This window comes from Paraburkholderia aspalathi (genome assembly GCF_905220735.1).
In the GTDB taxonomy this organism is placed as follows: Bacteria; Pseudomonadota; Gammaproteobacteria; order Burkholderiales; family Burkholderiaceae; genus Paraburkholderia; species Paraburkholderia aspalathi.
The window spans coordinates 1,190,150-1,207,648 of sequence record NZ_CAJNBA010000001.1; the positions used below are offsets into that span (position 1 = coordinate 1,190,150).

The 17,499-nt window shown below is 56.6% G+C and carries 16 protein-coding genes; 10 read left to right on the forward strand and 6 right to left on the reverse strand.

The genetic code is table 11. The annotated features are described in order from the left end of the window. Nucleotides 1–132: 132 nt before the first annotated feature. From KHO30_RS05285 to KHO30_RS05295, 3 genes are read right to left on the reverse strand one after another with little or no spacing between them, the layout of a single operon-like run. Nucleotides 133–1,893, reverse strand: a complete 1,761-nt coding sequence (locus KHO30_RS05285) for a winged helix-turn-helix domain-containing protein (protein WP_211700258.1) — start codon at nucleotides 1,891–1,893, stop codon at nucleotides 133–135. Next, nucleotides 1,890–3,179: an MFS transporter gene (locus KHO30_RS05290; protein WP_211701026.1), complete on the reverse strand. Its 1,290-nt coding sequence runs from the start codon at nucleotides 3,177–3,179 to the stop codon at nucleotides 1,890–1,892. Before KHO30_RS05290 ends, KHO30_RS05285 begins: the two co-directional genes overlap by 4 nt. Before the next feature lie 10 nt (nucleotides 3,180–3,189). Continuing rightward, a complete protein-coding gene (locus KHO30_RS05295; protein ID WP_093642035.1) occupies nucleotides 3,190–3,354 on the reverse strand; it encodes an FmdB family zinc ribbon protein in 165 nt (54 codons plus the stop codon). Nucleotides 3,355–3,495: 141 nt separating this feature from the next. On the opposite strand from KHO30_RS05295, the gene KHO30_RS05300 reads away from it, so the two are divergent. Both KHO30_RS05300 and KHO30_RS05305 read left to right on the forward strand, forming a co-directional pair. After that, on the forward strand, nucleotides 3,496–4,395 hold the full coding sequence (locus KHO30_RS05300) for an ATP adenylyltransferase family protein (RefSeq protein WP_211700259.1): 900 nt from the start codon (nucleotides 3,496–3,498) through the stop codon (nucleotides 4,393–4,395). Between the two features lie 68 nt (nucleotides 4,396–4,463). Beyond that, nucleotides 4,464–4,622 (forward strand): hypothetical protein, encoded by a 159-nt coding sequence (locus tag KHO30_RS05305; RefSeq protein WP_167378482.1) that lies wholly within the window; start codon nucleotides 4,464–4,466, stop codon nucleotides 4,620–4,622. Nucleotides 4,623–4,642: 20 nt separating this feature from the next. On the opposite strand, the gene KHO30_RS05310 is transcribed toward KHO30_RS05305, so the two are convergent. The 3 genes from KHO30_RS05310 to KHO30_RS05320 form a co-directional block, all read right to left on the reverse strand. Then, nucleotides 4,643–5,116: an Lrp/AsnC family transcriptional regulator gene (locus KHO30_RS05310; RefSeq protein WP_054035587.1), complete on the reverse strand. Its 474-nt coding sequence runs from the start codon at nucleotides 5,114–5,116 to the stop codon at nucleotides 4,643–4,645. 400 nt (nucleotides 5,117–5,516) lie between these two features. Further along, on the reverse strand, nucleotides 5,517–5,888 hold the full coding sequence (locus KHO30_RS05315) for a hypothetical protein (RefSeq protein WP_211700260.1): 372 nt from the start codon (nucleotides 5,886–5,888) through the stop codon (nucleotides 5,517–5,519). Between the two features lie 616 nt (nucleotides 5,889–6,504). Next, complete coding sequence (locus tag KHO30_RS05320; protein WP_093642071.1) at nucleotides 6,505–6,660, reverse strand: DUF3309 family protein; 156 nt, start codon at nucleotides 6,658–6,660, stop codon at nucleotides 6,505–6,507. A 954-nt stretch (nucleotides 6,661–7,614) separates the two neighbouring features. On the opposite strand from KHO30_RS05320, the gene KHO30_RS05325 reads away from it, so the two are divergent. The 8 genes from KHO30_RS05325 (at nucleotide 7,615) to KHO30_RS05360 (ending at nucleotide 17,466) form a co-directional block, all read left to right on the forward strand. Then, entirely contained in the window at nucleotides 7,615–8,994 is a 1,380-nt protein-coding gene (locus tag KHO30_RS05325) for an undecaprenyl-phosphate glucose phosphotransferase (protein ID WP_211700988.1), read from the forward strand. A 35-nt stretch (nucleotides 8,995–9,029) separates the two neighbouring features. Beyond that, nucleotides 9,030–9,467 carry an arsenate reductase/protein-tyrosine-phosphatase family protein gene (locus KHO30_RS05330; protein WP_211700261.1) on the forward strand — a complete coding sequence of 146 codons (438 nt, stop codon included), beginning with the start codon at nucleotides 9,030–9,032 and terminating at the stop codon, nucleotides 9,465–9,467. Between the two features lie 657 nt (nucleotides 9,468–10,124). Beyond that, nucleotides 10,125–11,258, forward strand: coding sequence for a polysaccharide biosynthesis/export family protein (locus KHO30_RS05335; protein WP_211700262.1), 1,134 nt, complete (start codon nucleotides 10,125–10,127; stop codon nucleotides 11,256–11,258). Next, entirely contained in the window at nucleotides 11,255–13,495 is a 2,241-nt protein-coding gene (locus KHO30_RS05340; protein ID WP_211700263.1) for a polysaccharide biosynthesis tyrosine autokinase, read from the forward strand. Before KHO30_RS05335 ends, KHO30_RS05340 begins: the two co-directional genes overlap by 4 nt. Beyond that, nucleotides 13,482–14,708 (forward strand): hypothetical protein, encoded by a 1,227-nt coding sequence (locus KHO30_RS05345; RefSeq protein ID WP_211700264.1) that lies wholly within the window; start codon nucleotides 13,482–13,484, stop codon nucleotides 14,706–14,708. The genes KHO30_RS05340 and KHO30_RS05345 overlap by 14 nt, the downstream gene beginning before the upstream one ends. Next, entirely contained in the window at nucleotides 14,705–15,547 is an 843-nt protein-coding gene (locus KHO30_RS05350; protein ID WP_211700265.1) for a glycosyltransferase family 2 protein, read from the forward strand. The genes KHO30_RS05345 and KHO30_RS05350 overlap by 4 nt, the downstream gene beginning before the upstream one ends. Further along, entirely contained in the window at nucleotides 15,544–16,590 is a 1,047-nt protein-coding gene (locus KHO30_RS05355) for a glycosyltransferase family 4 protein (protein WP_211700266.1), read from the forward strand. The genes KHO30_RS05350 and KHO30_RS05355 overlap by 4 nt, the downstream gene beginning before the upstream one ends. 48 nt (nucleotides 16,591–16,638) lie before the next feature. Next, a complete protein-coding gene (locus KHO30_RS05360) occupies nucleotides 16,639–17,466 on the forward strand; it encodes a glycosyltransferase family 2 protein (protein ID WP_211700267.1) in 828 nt (275 codons plus the stop codon). Nucleotides 17,467–17,499 lie beyond the last annotated feature (33 nt).

Sequence of the window (17,499 nt, forward strand, 5' to 3'; positions counted from 1 at the left end):
GCGTCCCAGGTGGGCCTTCACGTCGACGGAGCGTAATACACGCAACGTATGACGGTGCGTGTGGAGGCTCAACGGGACCCAGTCGACAAGCCACTGCATTGATTACTTCCGGGCTTTGCGACGACCACCCGATCAGTAACCAACCTGCTTTTCGACTTTCCGGAACCGTCCTGTCGACCGATAGTGCTGGAACCATGGGTTAGTGCGCAGTTCACATAAACGTGGCGAGCGCTCGGCAACCGCGACCTCGAGCCAGTGAAACATCTCGTCTGCCTGTGCGAGGCGTGCGTACAATTCCGCAAACAGGAGCGGCGATGTATAGCGCTTTCGGCTCCTTGTCTGTAGATCCTGCAGATACCACTGCAGAACCTTCTGATAGCCACCCGAGTCCCAGATCGCTCGAATGGACGCCGCGCGGGCAAACTCGTTGCACCGTGTCAGTGCATCGACGGTCGCTTCGATCGCCTCTTCGTATAGCCCCTGGACTTCGAATGCCGTAGCCAGCAACTGGTAGATCAACGGCGATCTATTGCCGTGCCCGCTGTTGAGATACTCGCGGATCACCTCCTCGTATCTGCCCGACTGTATGAGTCCGAATACGCGCGAACCTTCGAATCCCAGTGGGTCCACACTTTCGGCGAGCTCGAACTGCGCTCGTCCCTCCGCTTCTCGCCCGAGCACCAGTAGAAGACGTCCGTACAGGCGGCTGGTTTCTGCATGGCTCGGGTTGAGCCGCAATGCCTTCAGAAACTCGGCTTCCGCGCGTTGCCAATCCCAGTCGTAGAAGTAGTGCACACCGGCAAGCGCCTGGTGAGCCTCCGGAAGATTTGCGTCGAGCGCGAGGGCGCGAAGTGCCGATTCGCGCGCTTTGGGGTAGCCGTGCGACGGCGCGTAGAACCCATGCGTGGCGGTCGATCCGAAGATATTCGACAAGCCGACATAGCCGAGCGCGTAAGTCGGGTCGCGATCGACAGCACTTTCGAAGTAGCTCCGCGCGCGAATGAAGTCCTCGTCATTTAACGCATGATGTGCGGCGAATCCCGCATCGAAATGAACGCGCCGAGTCCAGTAGTATCGGCCACGCAGGTAGGCATCGTGCGCCATCGGATCGACCGGCAGACGCCTTGCGAGCATGTGTTGCTGCTGTTGCGCGAGCGCCGGCGAGACTTCTTGAGCAAGGGCGGTTCCGACCTCTTTCTGGATATCCAGTGCACCGCGTGTCATCGGCTCATGTGCACGGCTCCAGATCTGCACCTGATCGACACAGCGGATCAGATGCGCCAGGATGCGAACCCTTCCTCCGTCCCGTGTTAGCGAACCTTCGAGCACATAGTCGACTGACAGTTCGTGCGCGATCTCCGCGATGCTCTTATTCACCCGCCGGTAGCGAGCGGCCGTTGTCCTGGCAATCACGAGAATCCGCTCGGGATTGAGCACTCCGATGTTAGCGGAGGTCTCGTCCGCAAGCGCGTCGCAGAGACTGTCCTCGCTTGAGTCGCCGGTGTTATTTTCGAAGGGCAAAACCAGCACGCGAACCGCTTCCGCGGGAATTTGCAAAGGCTCCTCGGAGAACGTCCTCGTGCCGTTTAGCCGATACCCCTTCCCCTTGACTGTAGTCAGATGCAATGGGTGGTCGGGATTTTCATCTAGTGCGATCCGGATTTTTCTAATTGCTGTGTTAATGCTGTTGTCCGTTTCGCGGAAAGCGTTACCGCCCCATAGCGCCCTGACGATGTCTGCGCGCGTCACGAGTTGTCCGTCGCGGGACGCCATCAGGATCAGCAACTCCATCGGCAGGCGCTCAAGAGGAATCTGCTGTCCAGCCCGACGCAATTCGTAGCGCTGGATATCGAGTTCGGTGTCTCCGATCCTGACGAACTCCTGAGGATTCATTTGCGCTCCTGAAACAGCGACTCATTGCCCATCTTGACGCTTACAGCCTCCTCGCGGTGACGCTTCATTCGGAACGACGCAACGAATGCGAATGTCGCGCAAAGCACCACGACAAGCGCAGGCGAAAATGTCCAGTTTGTTGTGGATGCAAGAATGCTTGCGGCGAGCGGCGCTATTGCCATCGGCGCGGCGAGACCGACATTCATGGCGGTGGCGAGGCCGCTGAATCGCACGTCGACGGGAAACATCTCTGCAATCGCGCACGCGTAGGTGCCATTTGCAAACGAAGCGACGACACCGGCCATCAGAAACAGCAGGGGCAAGCTGACCTGATGCCGGGTCACCGCAACGTAAAAGAAAGGAGCGAACAGAGCCGACAGTACCGCACCCGACATGAAGACATAACGTCGCGACAGCAGCTCGCCAAAGTAGGCCGTGACGAGGATGCAGCCCGAGATGGCGGTCACATACAGGAACTGAGCGCTCGCAATCTTCCGCGGGTCATAGTGCAGCGTCTGGAGATAGGTCGGCATGTGCGCCACGAAGAGACCACTGGACGCCCCCACCAGTGACGCCGCAGCAACGCCAGTCAGCACGGACGCGGCATGCTTGCGGAACAGAACAGCGAGCGGCTCCCGGTGCCGGGCGCTCACTCCCCGCGTATATTCGTCGGTTTCCGCCAACGTACGCCGCACAACGAAACTCAGCAGACCTAGAAGACCACCAACCAGAAAGCCGATCCGCCATCCGAATGCGCGGACCTGATCCGACGTGAAAATCATCTGCACGCCGAGATTGATGCTGATGGCAAGCATGAGCGCGATATTGACAGCGAGAAACACCATGCCGCATAAAATCCCGGGTTTCGCGTGTGCTGTTTCAACGGCATAGATCACTGCGCCCGGCAATTCACCGCCCAGGCACAAACCTTGTGTGATTCGCAGCAGAACCAGGAGCATTGGCGCGGCAACGCCCAGCGATTCGTATGAAGGAAGTATTGCGATGAACAAGGTCGACACAGCAGCGACCATTGCCGACGAGGTGAACACAATGCGCCGGCCGTACTTGTCGCCTAGCCGGCCGAGGAAGATGCCGCCCACGAGCCTCGACATGGAACCGGCAGCCAGGACCGCGAACGACAGTGTTTCTGCGGGCAGGCCTATTCGTGCCGGGAAGAATTCGCGGCCAATGCTTTGTGCGAAAAATCCATAGACGGCGTAATCGAATACCTCGAGCGCGCCGCCTGTGCTCGCAACGAAAATCATCCAGCGTTGACGGGGGCTCAAGGAGCAGATCTCAGCTCTTTCTCGACGTCTTGGCGACAAATGGTGTCGGTACGTGCTGACACGTCTCGCTTCCGCATTTCGGGCAACGCGGGTGGGCGACCTCATGTTCCGCGAGATGTTCAGCGTGTTCGAATAACTCGCCACATTTCTCGCAACGATATTGGTACGTCGGCATTGCGCTTCTCCAACACGATTCCCAACTGCGTTGACCAGCTACGGCTCGCCAGCGCTTTCTGGTAGTCTGAAAATTAATTCTAGTGCAGCAAATGCGCAGTCATGCGTCTCATCGTAGCCAGTGCGCAGAGCGAGGTTCGATATGCAAATTCAGTCCGGCACCCTGTGGCCGGCCATCCTGCGCCAGACTGAGCATGCGCTGCGCTGTGGTGCGCTGCGACCGATCGAGACCTCTCAGGCGGTGATTGAAGAAGGCGGCGTACGTTTTCTTGTCCGCCAGGTATCGAGCCTCACTCGCAAGGATGAAGCCCGACAGGCGCCTAAGCCCGACGCAGGGACATTCAATCCGTTCCTTCCTTATGACCCGGACCTTTTTGTGGCCGATATCTCGGACACTCACGTTGCCTTGCTCAACAAATTCAACGTCATCGACCATCATCTTCTGATCGTCACCCGCAGCTTCAAATCGCAGGAAGCGCTGCTCGACCTGGCGGACTTTGCCGCGTTGGTTGCGTGCATGGCTGAGTACGATGGTCTGGGTTTCTACAACGGCGGCGCGGAGGCCGGCGCGAGTCAACTCCATAAGCATCTGCAGATCGTGCCGCTGCCGCTTGGAGAGTCAGGTCCGTCGGTCCCTATTGAGTCCGTTCTCGAGTCCGCGTGCATGGACGATGCGATTGATGGCACGGTACCCGGTCTGCCTTTCAGGCACGCGTTCGCCTATCTGGAGCTGGCGTCGGCTGACTCAAGGCACGCTGCACAGGCCGCATGCGATTGCTATCACGCGTTGCTCGGAGCGATTGGCCTGCGCGCGATCGAGGTGAATGGCGAGCTGCACACTTCGGCGCCGTACAACCTGCTTGTCGCGCCTCGATGGATGCTGCTCGTGCCTAGATCTTCGGAACGTGTCGAGGGAATATCGGTGAATGCGCTGGGGTTCGCGGGATCGCTCTTCGTGCGAGACGCGGCGCAGATGGACGTCATCAAGAGGCTCGGCCCGATGACCGTGCTGCAACGAGTTGCGGTCTCCGCAGATGAATGAGAACGGCAGTCGCTATTTCTCTGGTCACCTAAAATACAGGCATGGTTCTGACCTCAAAGGAGGTTGCCATGACCGAGTCGATGACCAGTTTTGTAGTGGGAATCGTGGTGGTGCTATGCATCGTGATATTTACCGCGATACGTTACAGGCGGGAGCACAACGACCAACCGGTCGCCCGCTGGCTGCACGCACATCCGATCAAGGACTGGCTGCACCATAAGCACTGAATAGCGCAACGTGACGTCTGCTAGATCGCAATCGACGGAATGCTCTTCATGCAGCGGAGGGCAAACATCGAGCGGCTATGGCGAATGCCCGCGATTTTATAGAGCTTCTCGCGCAGAAACCGCTCGTAGCCCGCCGTCCCGTCGACTGCGACTTTGACCAGGTAGTCGTAATCGCCTGACACCAGATACGCCTCCAGCACTTCGCTCAAGGTCGCCAGTTCGGCGCCGAAGCGGGCGAGGGCGTCGTCGTCGTGACGGTCGAGCGTGACTTCGAGCAGCACCACGTCGGCGAAACCGAGCTTCTGCTGATCGAGCAACGCGACGTAGCCGCGGATGTACCCCTCCGTCTCCAACTGACGCGTGCGATTCCAGCAGGCCGTGGTCGACATGCCGACCAGCTCGGCGAGTTCGGCGTTGCTCAGGCGCGCGTTCTTCTGCAATTCGCGCATGATCTTCCGATCCTGGTTGTCCAGTGGGCGATTTCGGGTGGTCACGGCATTCTCGGAAGTTTATTCGGATAAATGCCATTCTAGCGGAAGGATGTCCTGCGGTCGGCGGGTGGGGGCATCGCTTTAGGAAGCATATCCAGCCGGCGTCCGGGTATATTTTCAGGGTGCATTCATGCCCGGGACAACCGTCCGGGCCGCTGGCCTCGGGTCTGCGGTCTTGCGCGGCCACAAGCTGCCATCTGGTGTCTCGCTGCCTTCACAGGAAGACAGCATCGCAGGCGTATTCCGGTGTTACCCGCGCCGGAAGACGCGCTCGCCGGGCATGGTGCATTTTCTTAACCGGCATGTTTGCCGGCACCAACTGTCCGTACACGTTCCTTGAACGATCTTCGCGTGTCTCGGCGGCGGCACGCACCGCCGGCGAATCACAAACTTCTCCTGAACTTCACCTTGTCTTGGTCGGCGCTTTGGTCGCGCTTTGTACTGCGACATTGCGATACACGTCGCGACAGAATTGCATGCCGCCTTCATGCGCGCCATTGACGGCGGCCGCTATATGTACGGCGCTCACAACAGGTTCAGGCATCGGTGGATTGATGAGGGTGGCGTCGACGGCAAGTGGATCGGTAGGCGAGGCTCGCATGATGCCGATGCCCTTGATCGTGACGGCGAGACAGGGGTCCGGCACGAGCGGACCATGCGTGGCGGCGACGTTGAAATTGATGTTCAGCGTCCAGAAGCCCTCATGAATGTTCTGATGAATGATCACCGCCTTCACCACGTCCTGGTGTGACAGCGTGTATTCGTCGTGTGCCATCGGTCCCTCCTTGCTCGTACACAGTTTGTGCGTACGTGTGCAGATATGGCATTTTGCGCGGGCTAATAGGCCTAGTTTTACGCACAGTTTTTGTACAGCGCAAGTGAAAAGGCAGATGCGCCGACGCGTGACTTTGCGCTGACGGAAGGAGGGGATACCGAGGGTTCGAGGATCTTGGGGCGCGCGGCCGCCGGGGTAGGCAGGGCCGCGCGGAATGACCTTCAGTTGAACAGCGTCTGCTGCATGGGGTTAGTGGAAAATGAGGTACAGGATAACCAGTACGATCAACGGGACGCCAAGAAGCCAGCCAAGAAGGTAAGGCATGATGTGATCTCCTTTCGTATCAACGTTTGAATACGATGGTGACTCAGCATCCGGCGTGCCCGACCTGCTATTCGGATGCCGTCGTCGTCCGGCCGGATGCCCAGCACTCCAAACTGTTCGATTCAAAAGATGAATGCGCTAACGTCTGAGCGTTATCGGTAAAGCTAGCGTGACAACGCGAACGTGTATCAACAATCGACATAAGAATGCCGCCGGATATCCATGCAGTTTGCTGCATCGATATCCGGCGGCCGGCCTGGTTTGAGCTGCTGATCTGATTACCTCAATTCGGCTATATCACGCCGGCGACGAGCAGCACGATCACGACGATCAACACGATGCCAATGCCACCGGTCGGCGCGTAACCCCATGAACGGCTATGCGGCCACGTCGGAAACGCACCGATGAGGATAAGGATCAGCACAATCAGAAGAATAGTTCCCAACATATTAATAACCTCCGCTTAGGTTCACAGGACCCGCCTGTCAGGACAGCCATGGAGCACGCGGTTTAGGCGAGCTTGCGAAAAGGCCGTATCGATGTCTTGGGGTCCAGCAAGCCGTGTGCCCAAAGTAGAAGTTCTGCAGCGAATTGTTTGAAACGATCGTTGCTTACTCGCGTTCGTATTGACGCGTGCTGATCTGATGAATCAATCGTCGAAGCGATTGGTTCATATCTATAGCGCTGCTTGCGCTGCACAAAAACTTCTCTCCACTCTCCTTTCTTCAGACATTTACCGCGCCTCGTGATGTCCCACGGACGTCCCCGATCGATCGAGACCGTTACGGGCGGTGTTACGTAACGGGCGCGTTACCGCACACGATTTCGCGTCTTTTTTCGAGGGCTTCCTGAGAGGCGGCGTCGGATAAAAACTTATATCTAACAAGGGTTTGCCCGACGCGCGCCGACCAATTGTGAAAGAAATCTAACGATTGGCATGCTTGCTGCTTTATAGGTTGCGCGGTGCACAAGATAGACAAGACAAGCAGTACATGTTGGTGAAGTTCGAATCAACGACTGGCCTGGTCGGGGGTATCAGGTCAGTCTCCTCAACGCACAAGCGGTGTGATCTTTTGTTCGGATTCGTCGTGGCGGCGTTTCGCCTGAGTGCCCAAGGTGTGCGGGTGCGAGCGGCTTGTAGTCAATCCCCCATCGTTGTTCCAGGAACGTCCAGTCGTTTTGCTTCGCGCTGGATGGATGAAATCCAGGTTGTGTTGTATTGCGCGCTTCTTCGCGTGCCGGGGCGGTGTTGTTGTCGCGAAGAGCGTGGTGGTGGAAGTACGAGAGACATGAGCTGTTGAAGCGAACACAAGTTGAGCAGCTCGACAAGAACGTTTGGCGCGAGAGACCAGCGCGGGGGATAAGAATGGATACGGCGAATTTTGCGCAGCAAAGAAGAACGATGCCGGGGTTGCAAAGCCTGATCGCACGTTTGCTCGATGTAATGCTCGTCGTTCTCGGGGCGGTGGCCGCTTCGCAAGTGCGATTTGAAGACCTCATGCAAAGCCGTATCGATACCGCCTTCGTTGCGTTTGCAGCCGCTTTTACGCTGGTTCTATTCCCTGCATTCGGTGTGTACGGCTCATGGCGTGGGCGGGCAATGCTGCGCATGGCCGGTCAGGTGTCGCTGGCGTGGTTCGTGGTTCAAGGCTGCGGTCTCGCGCTGATGTTCTCACTGCATCGCACGGATTTCATCTCGCGTCTCTGGTTTGCCTATTGGATGGCAATAACGGGCGGCGCGCTGATTGCGTCGCGTCTGGCTGTGCACGCCGTGCTCGCACGAGTGCGCCACGCAGGAATGAATCTCCGCAGGGTTGCGGTGGTGGGGTGCGGGTCGCATTGCCACCAGGTCGTGCGCAATATCGAAGGTTCGACGACTAGCGGGTTTCGTGCGGTGGCGGCCTTTGATGTGCGGCCGGTGATGGGAACGATAGGTTCGGGCGTGCCGGTGTATGACGACATCGTCAAGTTCGCCGCCTACGTGAGATCTCACGATGTGCAGGAGTTGTGGCTCGCGTTGCCGCTTTCTGAAGAACGCACGCTGTCGCGCTTTGTGGCTGAGTTTCGCGATGACCTCGTGAACGTGCGCTTTGTACCTGATATGCGCAGCGTTGCGCTGTTCGATAGCGGCATGATCGATTTGATCGGTATGCCTGCGATCAACCTGGTTGCATCGCCGGTGCCGGCTCGCGCTTTGGTGAAGAAAGAGGTTTTCGATCGTGCATTCGCCGCTTGCGCGCTGGCTGCGCTTGCTCCTCTTCTGATTGCGATTGCATTCGCCGTCAAGCTGTCTTCGCGTGGACCGGTGTTCTTCACGCAGAAACGCAAGGGTGCGGATGGACGCATCTTCAAGATCTACAAGTTTCGTTCGATGCGTCCTCACGCTGTGGAAACAGGTGTGGTGAAACAGGCCACGCGAGGGGATCCGCGTATTACGCGAGTGGGTGCGTTTCTCAGGCGTACTAGCCTGGATGAGTTGCCGCAGTTCTTCAATGTACTGCGTGGCGATATGTCGGTAGTGGGGCCGCGGCCTCACGCGATTGAACATGACGAGCTTTATCAGAAAGTGGTGAACGGCTACATCCATCGGTACCGGATAAAGCCGGGGATCACAGGTTGGGCGCAGATCAACGGATTCAGAGGAGAGACAGACCAGATCGAGAAGATGCAAGGACGCGTCGAACACGATCTGTATTACCTGCGCAATTGGTCGTTCGGGCTCGACATGAGGATTGTCGCGGCGACGGTCTTAAAAGGATTAGGTCATGCGAATGCTTATTGAAAACATGACAGCTACACGGGTCGGGTAAGCGCGTGATGCTCGAAACAATACTGATCGTTTGCGAAGCCAACATGTGCCGGAGCCCCATGGCGGAGATGATTCTGGCGAACAGATTGCCCGACAAAACCATCATGTCGGCGGGTCTGCGCGCGCGGCCGGGGCGTCCGGCCGACCGCGCCACTGCACAGTTGATGCTTGAACGAGGCTACGACCTTAGTGCGCATTTGACGACATTGTTGACGTTGACTCACGCAAAAGCAGCACACCTGATTCTGACTATGACGCTGGATCAGCGCAGCAGGATCGAGTGTGCTTATCCCTTCACACGAGGCAAGGTATACCGGCTCGGCGAGCACGATGACTTCGATATCACGGATCCATATCTTCATCCACGGGCCGCTTATGAAGAGTCGTTCGCACAAGTCGAAGTCGGGATCGACAACTGGATTCCAGGAATACGCAAATGCGGCTAGGCGGAACGGCAATCCGGTGCAGCGCAGGGATCGTGCATGTGTGCATGGCCATCCTACTGCTCGCGGCAGTCACAGTGCCGCCCGCCAATGCAAAGTCGCCGAGTTTTCCTGGTCGCAATGAAAAGACAGCAAGCAGCAGTGGAGTTAACGGATCGAAGTTGAAGGTGCCCACAGCGGAAAGGAAGTTGCTGGGTGCGCCATCGGATCTGGATAGTGGCTATCTCGAGCAATTGGGCGGGCCGGCCGACGATTCCGCGACGCCAGCGTTGTCGCTGACGGAAGAGCCCACTACGCCAACTGAAGTGTTGCTTGCGAAAGGAACGGGGCGGGGTGTCACGTCGAGCGCAGCAAACAGGACTTCGGTAGTTCACACGTTGCCGTTGACAAGCGGCACGGCGCTAACGAATACAGATCTGGCATCACACGATGTCGTGACGAATCCCTATATATCGCCGGCCGGAGGGGCGGCGGTATATAGGTCACCCTGGTGATCGAAAGGTGTGCGGGGCGAGTGTCCCCAAAGTTTATCGGCACTGACTGGCGGTTTGATGGGACGCAAGCATTGACGGCCTGAAAGTACGCAGGACATTGAGCGTCGGAGAAGGGCAGCAGGAACGAGACCAAAACACAAAAACGGAAAATTCGAGGGCTTCAAGTATGAAACGTACTATCTGGTCAATCTTGACGGCAGTTTTACTGACAGGCCTGTCAGGATGCATGGTTGCACCTGGGATGCGTATGTCAAGTAGCGCGGCCTTACCTATTTCGGGTGGCAGCAAGGGCAATGTGCCTTTGGAACTGAACGTACCGATCCAGGAGATCAACCTTTCGTTACTCCAGCAACGTCGCAACAATCCTGCGCGAGCGGAAAGTCAGGATATTGCTGCTCTGCTTGATAACAAGTCCGCACCCTACGCAATCGGTCCGGGCGACGTCCTTCAAATTACCGTATGGGACCATCCGGAGCTGGCCTCCGCCGAATCTGGTTCCGGGCAGAACGGTTCGGCTCAGCGGCCCGCTGATCCGCCTGCGGGTTTTGTCGTGAATAGTAACGGAGATGTTCAGTTTCCCTACGTGGGCCAATTGAAAGTGGCGGGAAAGACTGCGGACCAGGTGCAAAAGGAATTGGCCGCGTCGCTGACCTATTTCAAGAATCCACAGATCACTGTCCGGCTTGCCTCATTCCGCAGCAAGCAAGTGTATATCGAGGGCGAAGTGCGCACTCCGGGCGTACAGCCGATCAACGACGTGCCGATGACGCTCTACGAAGCGATTAATCGCGCTGGCGGCCTCCAGGCAACGGCCGATCAAAGCCGGCTGGTATTGATCCGCGGCGGGAAGTCCTACTCGATCGATATGACCTCGATGCTGGATCAAAAAATCAGTGGGTCGCAGATCGTGCTGAAAGACGGCGACGTGCTGCGCGTCACCTCCCGTGATCAGAACGGTGTTTACGTAATGGGCGAAGTGAACAAGCCGATCTTCGCTACGCCGTTGCGTGACGGGAGTCTGACGCTGAGCGACGCTTTATCACAAGCGGGAAGCCTGAACAACAACAGCGCAGACGCACACCAGGTCTTCGTGATCCGCGCTTCGACGCCGCAGACGCCGGAGATCTACCACCTGGACGCTGAATCTCCGATTGCGATGGTGCTCGCCAATCAGTTTCAGTTGATGCCCAAGGACGTGGTTTACATCGACGGCAATGGCCTCGTGCGCCTCAATCGCGTACTTAGTTTGCTATTGCCCGCCATTAACGCAGGTCTGACCGGGGCGATTGTCGCGAAATGAACAATTTATTCAATCCCGATCAGGCTCGCGGCACAGCGTTCGGATTGCGCGATCGTCAACAGTATGACGATGTGCCTTCGCAAGCCGAACCCTCTTTGTCCGAATATGTCTCGGTCTTGCTTCAGAACTGGAAGTTGACCGTCAAGATCGCTGCCATCATCTTTGCACTCGGTTTGACCTACGCGTTTCTGGCAACACCGGTGTATCGAGCTGACGCGATGATTCAGGTAGAGGATCCGGCTGCCAGCGCAAAAGAGCCGCTGGGCGAACTGGCATCGCTGTTCGATACGACCGCAACTGCGGCCGCGGAGATCGAACTCGTCATGTCTCGTCTTGTGATTCAGAGGACGGTGCAGGCGCAGCACTTGGATATCGCGGCCAAGCCGAACTATTTTCCAGTGATTGGGCAATTTATCTCGCGTCTCGCAAAGCCCGGAACACTCGTGGTGCCTTGGTTCGGACTGAGCCGGTTTGCCTGGGGAGGCGAACATATTGACATCAGCCGTTTTGACTTGCCTTATGACACGACTTACACGTTGGTGGCCGGCGTCCGTCACGCCTTCGAGTTGCAGGACGAAGATGGGCAGGTAATTGCACGCGGGGTGTCAGGCCAGCCCAGTGTCGCGCTAGTGGATGGCCAGCAGGCAACCATACTCGTTGATAGCCTCATCGCAAATGCGGGAACCCGCTTCACTGTCAAACGCTCAAGGTTGCTCGAAACAATTTCCCGACTGCAGAATGATCTTGTCGTAGAGGAAAAATCCAAGCAGTCAGGCGTTATCAGCGTGACTCTCGACGGTGACGACAGCGATAAGGTTACTCGCATCGTCAATAGCATAGGGTCTAACTATGTCGATCAGAACGTTACAAGAAAAAGAGACGAGGCTCAGGCGACGCTGGATTTTCTTGGGAAACAGCTTCCGGCCTTAAAGTCAAAACTTGAGGGGTCCGAGGATCTATACAACGCATTTCGCAATCGGAAGGGCACCGTTGACCTGAGCGAGGAGAGCAAGTTGTTGCTCGGTCAACTGGTGGATCTGAAATCGAAGCAGATGGAACTCGAGCAGAAGCGCAACGAACTGCAGCAGCGCTTTTCAGACGATCACCCTACCGTGGTGGCGCTCACTGGCAATATCGCGGCGCTCGTCGCAGAACAGAAAACACTTTCTGGTCGTGTTGAGAGCCTACCAAATACAGAACAGGAAGCACTCAGGTTACTTCGTGATGTCCGGGTGAATACGGAGCTTTATACCAATTTGCTCAACAGCTCACAGCAATTGAGCGTGATCGAAGCCGGAGAGGTTGGAAACGTCAGAGTAGTGGACTGGGCAATGCATCCGGATCGACCGGTCAGGCCGAAGAAGTTGATCGTGGCGGGCATATCGCTGATTCTTGGCATCGTAATGGGCATCGCGGTGCCTTTCGTCCGCCGGTCGCTACAGATACGTATCGAGCACTCGGATCAGATAGAACAGATCCTTGGCACGCCGGTTTACTCGGTTGTCCCGCACAGCAGTCGGCAAATGGCAATTGAGCGGCAGCTTAGCAAGGGGCGCACGGGGAAATTACTACTGGCCGTGTCTGCGCAGGACGACATCGCTATCGAAGCAATTCGCAGCTTGCAAACCGCTTTGTACTTCGGTGCGTTCGATGCCGTCAACAACATCATCCTTATTACAGGCTCGCGCCCCAACGTCGGCAAATCATTTCTCGCGACCAATCTCGCAGCAGTTCTGGCGGCCGGTGGCAAGCGAATTCTGTTGATCGATGCGGATCTCAGGCGCGGAAGTATTCACACTTGCTTGGGCACCGGGGTTGTTCCTGGATTTTCCGATTCGCTCTCGAACGGTGCATGTGAGGCGTTGATTCATCACGATGTACTGCCCGGCCTCGATTTTCTGGCTAGAGGATCGATCCTGCCGAACCCAGCTGAATTGCTAATGGGCTCGCGGCTGAAGTCGCTGCTTGATGAATTCGCGTCGAAGTACGACGCGGTGATTATCGACACGCCTCCGGTACTTGCTGTAACGGATGCGGCCGTCATCGCGCGTCACGCCGGAACGACATTGCTAGCGATACGTCACGGGCAGCAAACGTCGAGCGAAATTGCGGAGACGGCTCGGCGCATGCGTAACGCTGATGTACAGGTACGAGGCGTTGTGCTCACGGACGTTCCCCAAAGCCGCTTGGGTTACGGCAGCTACAACGCGAGCTACTACGCTTATGAAAGCCGCTAGCGCAATCAACGGCCAGAGGCGCGAGGCGCGAGGGGGCGCCATACGCACTTCGCCTCGGTGGGTCGATTTATATTTCCTCACGGGACTCCTGTTTCTGTCGATGGAGTTTGTCCAGATGGGGCCTGCCCGAATCAATCAGATGTGGGCACTCGCTGTTCTGATGCTGCTGCTTATCAATAAGTCCGTCTATGTGCGGGCGCGTGAAGTTCTGCCGTTTGCACTGTTTATCGCAGTGGCGCTGTTGCTCACAGGTTTCAGCGGTTATGAACGCATCAAGCCGATCGAGCAAATAGTCAAGTTTGTGGTGATCTATCCGGCTTTCTATCTGATCGGCCGATCATTTGGACGGCATTACGTGAGCCACCGCTTGCCCTTAGGTTATTGGACATTGTTCGGTTTTTTGCTGTTCCAGGTAGCGCTCCAAAAGCTGAACGTACCTGTGCTTTATCAGGCAGTGGATTTTATGCAGGACGCACTGCATGGGTCGTTTAAGGAACGAAACTGGTTGGCAACCTTCTTTTTTTGCACAAGTTTTGTGCTGTTCTTACAGTCTGAGAAGAAAGCGTCCGACGCTGCCTGGTTTCTTGGGCTGGGTGCAGTGGTGGCGCTGCTTAGCGAATCGAAGACAGTGTTGATTCCGTGCGGCATTGTTTTAATGACTCAAATCAAGGGTCGCACCTATTTGAAGATCATTGCGTTATGCGCCGGTGCTGCCCTTTACTACTACCGCTTCAAGAAGGAACTGTCAGGCGACATGCTGAGAGTCAGGCTGGAGGAAGAGCGCGGCCTGGCTTTCGTCATCAGTATTGGTCTGGTTGCGAAGGACTGGCTGGGCTATGGCTTCGGCTTCGTTGAAGGTTACTTTGCTACGTCAGCGATTAGCGTTAAAGGACTTGGTGCGGGAACCAACTCCGTTTTTTGTTCGCCACTGGATTTAATGCTGATTGCAGGCGTTCCCGGGGTGATGGTGTGGTTAGTGTTCTTTTGCGGTGTGGGACTTGGTTGGCGGACCATGTTGTGTTTATCTCCGATTGCCGCGTGGTCGCTGATCAACCCCATGCATCAAAGCGAAATGGTCTATTTGTTTTGCGGCTATCTGGTGTCCTGGGGACGTGGAGCTAATCCCCCCAAGGTCACCCGGAAGCAGCAACGGTTACCACGTGCGCGAGTGCACGCTGCACGCCAGTATCGTTTCAACAGGAAGGCGATATGAAATTCTCGTTGATCATGGCCACCCTCGGAAGAAGTGCTGAAGTCGAGCGACTGTTTGCGTCGCTGGCGTCGCAAGTTTGCAAAGACTTTGAACTTATTGTGGTCGATCAGAACGATGACGATCGAGTGAAAGCAGTGGTCAATCGCTATAGCAATCGGATGGAGATTGTCTATTTGCGGTCGGAGAAGGGATTGTCGCGCGCGCGCAACGTGGGGCTACGTGCAGTGCGCGGCGACGTGGTCGCTTTCCCAGACGACGACTGCTGGTACGCACCAGAGGTGCTGTCATTCGTGACTGGGCAGTTGAGCCGGGATCCCTCACTCGCGGGACTCACGGGCTGTAGCGTGGACGGCCACGGTCGGTTGTCGCAAGGGCGATGGTCCACCAATCCTCATTTGATCAATCGCTATAACGTTTGGACCAGCGCAACCTCCTACACGATCTTCTTGCGGACTACCGCTGTGCGAGCTGCGGACGGATTCGATGAGCAGTTGGGTGTGGGTTCGGGCTCTCGTTGGGGCGCGGGGGAGGAAGTCAATTTTCTTCTGGGGGCGTTGCGTGTCGGCGCCGCGGTTCGTTACGACCCGGCGCTTCGTATATCGCATCCGGAGCCGTTACAGCAGTTTGACGAAAGAGCATTTGCACGGGGGCGTCTCTATAACCGGGGCTTTGGCCGTGTGCTGGGACTCAACGGCTACCCGTGGCATTTTGTCCTCTACCTACTCGCTCGACCGATGCTGGGATGTGTGCTGTCCCTGCTCAAGGGAGATTTTGCCCGTTCCCGCTATTACTGGATAGCGACTAGTCAGCGCGTGCTTGGCTGGTCCGACAGGGGATGAATGTGTCCGATGCGACTACGAGACAACCCTCAGGAACCGAGTACACCGTGTATGCGGATCTTCGCTGGCCCGCACAGACCGGCATTGGCAACGTAATGACGGCGTGTCTTCAACGTGCGCCACGGAGCGTGCGGGTGGAGAGGCTGGGTGTCGACGGCAAAATCGGTAGTCCATTGTCTCCGCTGTCGATTTCAGCGGCGCTCGCAGGAAAGGATCGGCCTGGTGCGTTCTGGAGCCCAGGATTCGTGCCGCCCGCGTGGGGCCGCCATCCTTCGGTTGTCACGGTGCACGATCTGACGCATTTGCACTTCTATTCGAAATTGCATCGTGCTTATTACGATCTTCTTTTCCGCGGTATGTATCGGCGCTGCACGGCAATCGTCTGTGTTTCCGAATATACGCGCAGTGAGTTCCTCACCTGGTCTGGTATCGAGTCAGATCGTGTGCACGTCGTCCTGAACGGTGTAGATCCGGCTTATGCGCTCAACGATGAGACCTTAGATATCGATTACCCATATGTACTTTATCCGGGTAACCGACGCGGTTACAAGAACATCGATCGACTGCTCGCCGCTTACGCGCAATCTACTCTGCCAGGGAAAGGGATTCATTTGCTGTTGACTGGAAATCCGGATTCTAAACTAGCCGCGCTAGCCGAGAAGCAAGGCGTAGGAAACCTCGTGCGTTTCGCCGGAGAAGTGCCCGATGGACACATGCCACGGCTGTACCGCGGGGCATTGTTTGTCGCGTTCGTGTCGCTTTACGAAGGATTCGGATTGCCGATCGTGGAAGCAATGGCTTCTCGCGTTCCGGTATTGACTTCTAGCACCTCTGCCATGCCCGAAATAGCGGGCCGCGCGGCACTTATCGTCGATCCATGGAATGTGAGCGATATTCGGACAGGAATGAACCGCCTTGCCGAAGCTTTCACGCTCCGGCAGGAGTTGATTGAAGCCGGCGTTGAACGGGCCGCGCGTTTTAGCTGGGACCGGGCGGCTGCCGATCATTGGAGTGTCGTGGAAGACGTATGTCTAGCAGCGTGAAGACTGCAGATTGGAACAGGTTCGATTACTAGAAATCCCGGGGAAAATATGAACCGCAAAAATGATCTCAACGTCGTTATAGTCAACTTTAGAACGCCTGATATGGCGATCAATTGCGTGAGTTCCATTCTCGCGCTCGAGGTCGCGCTTCCAGAAGATATTGTCGTTGTCGAAAATGCTTCACCAGACGATTCGTATTTGCGATTGCGTGCTGAATTGCCGTCCGGCGTCCGTCTCATCCGGGCGTCGATGAACCGCGGTTTTGGGGCCGGCGTCAATTTGGGAATGGTAGCCGGAACTCGCGAATGTGTGCTGGTACTAAATCCTGATACCTACTTTGTTGACTGTAGCCTTGAGAAGGCGCTGGATACGCTTGAAGCCGATCCGGCGATCGGACTGGTTGGTCTCGATCTCACCAATCCGGATGGCTCGCGTCAATATTCGGCAAGACGTTTTTATAGCTTGCTCGACATTGTTGGGCGGCGTACTTCGCTGGGTAGGTCGATTCTGCTGCGCAAGCGTCTTACCCAACATCTGATGATGGATGCGTGGACACCCGGTGTTCCCTTCGACGCAGAGTGGGTCATGGGAACAGGCTTTGTCGTACGGCGCCATATCTTCGAGGAGTTGAGTGGAATGGACGAGGCATACTTCCTGTACATGGAAGATGTCGATCTGTGCGCACGTATCTGGCACGCCGGCTATCGGGTGGTGTGCGTGCCTGGTGCTCGCCTTGTACACGAACATCAGCGGCAATCCGCCGGGAAATTGATCGATCGGGCGAGCCGCAGTCACCTGAAGAGCTTGCTCCGGTTCCGTAACAAGTTTCGCGTGCCCTTGACGTTTCCTCCGGGTGTCAACGGTCTCGGTAAATGACGGTAACGAGCGTACGTCGTCAGAGGTCGATAG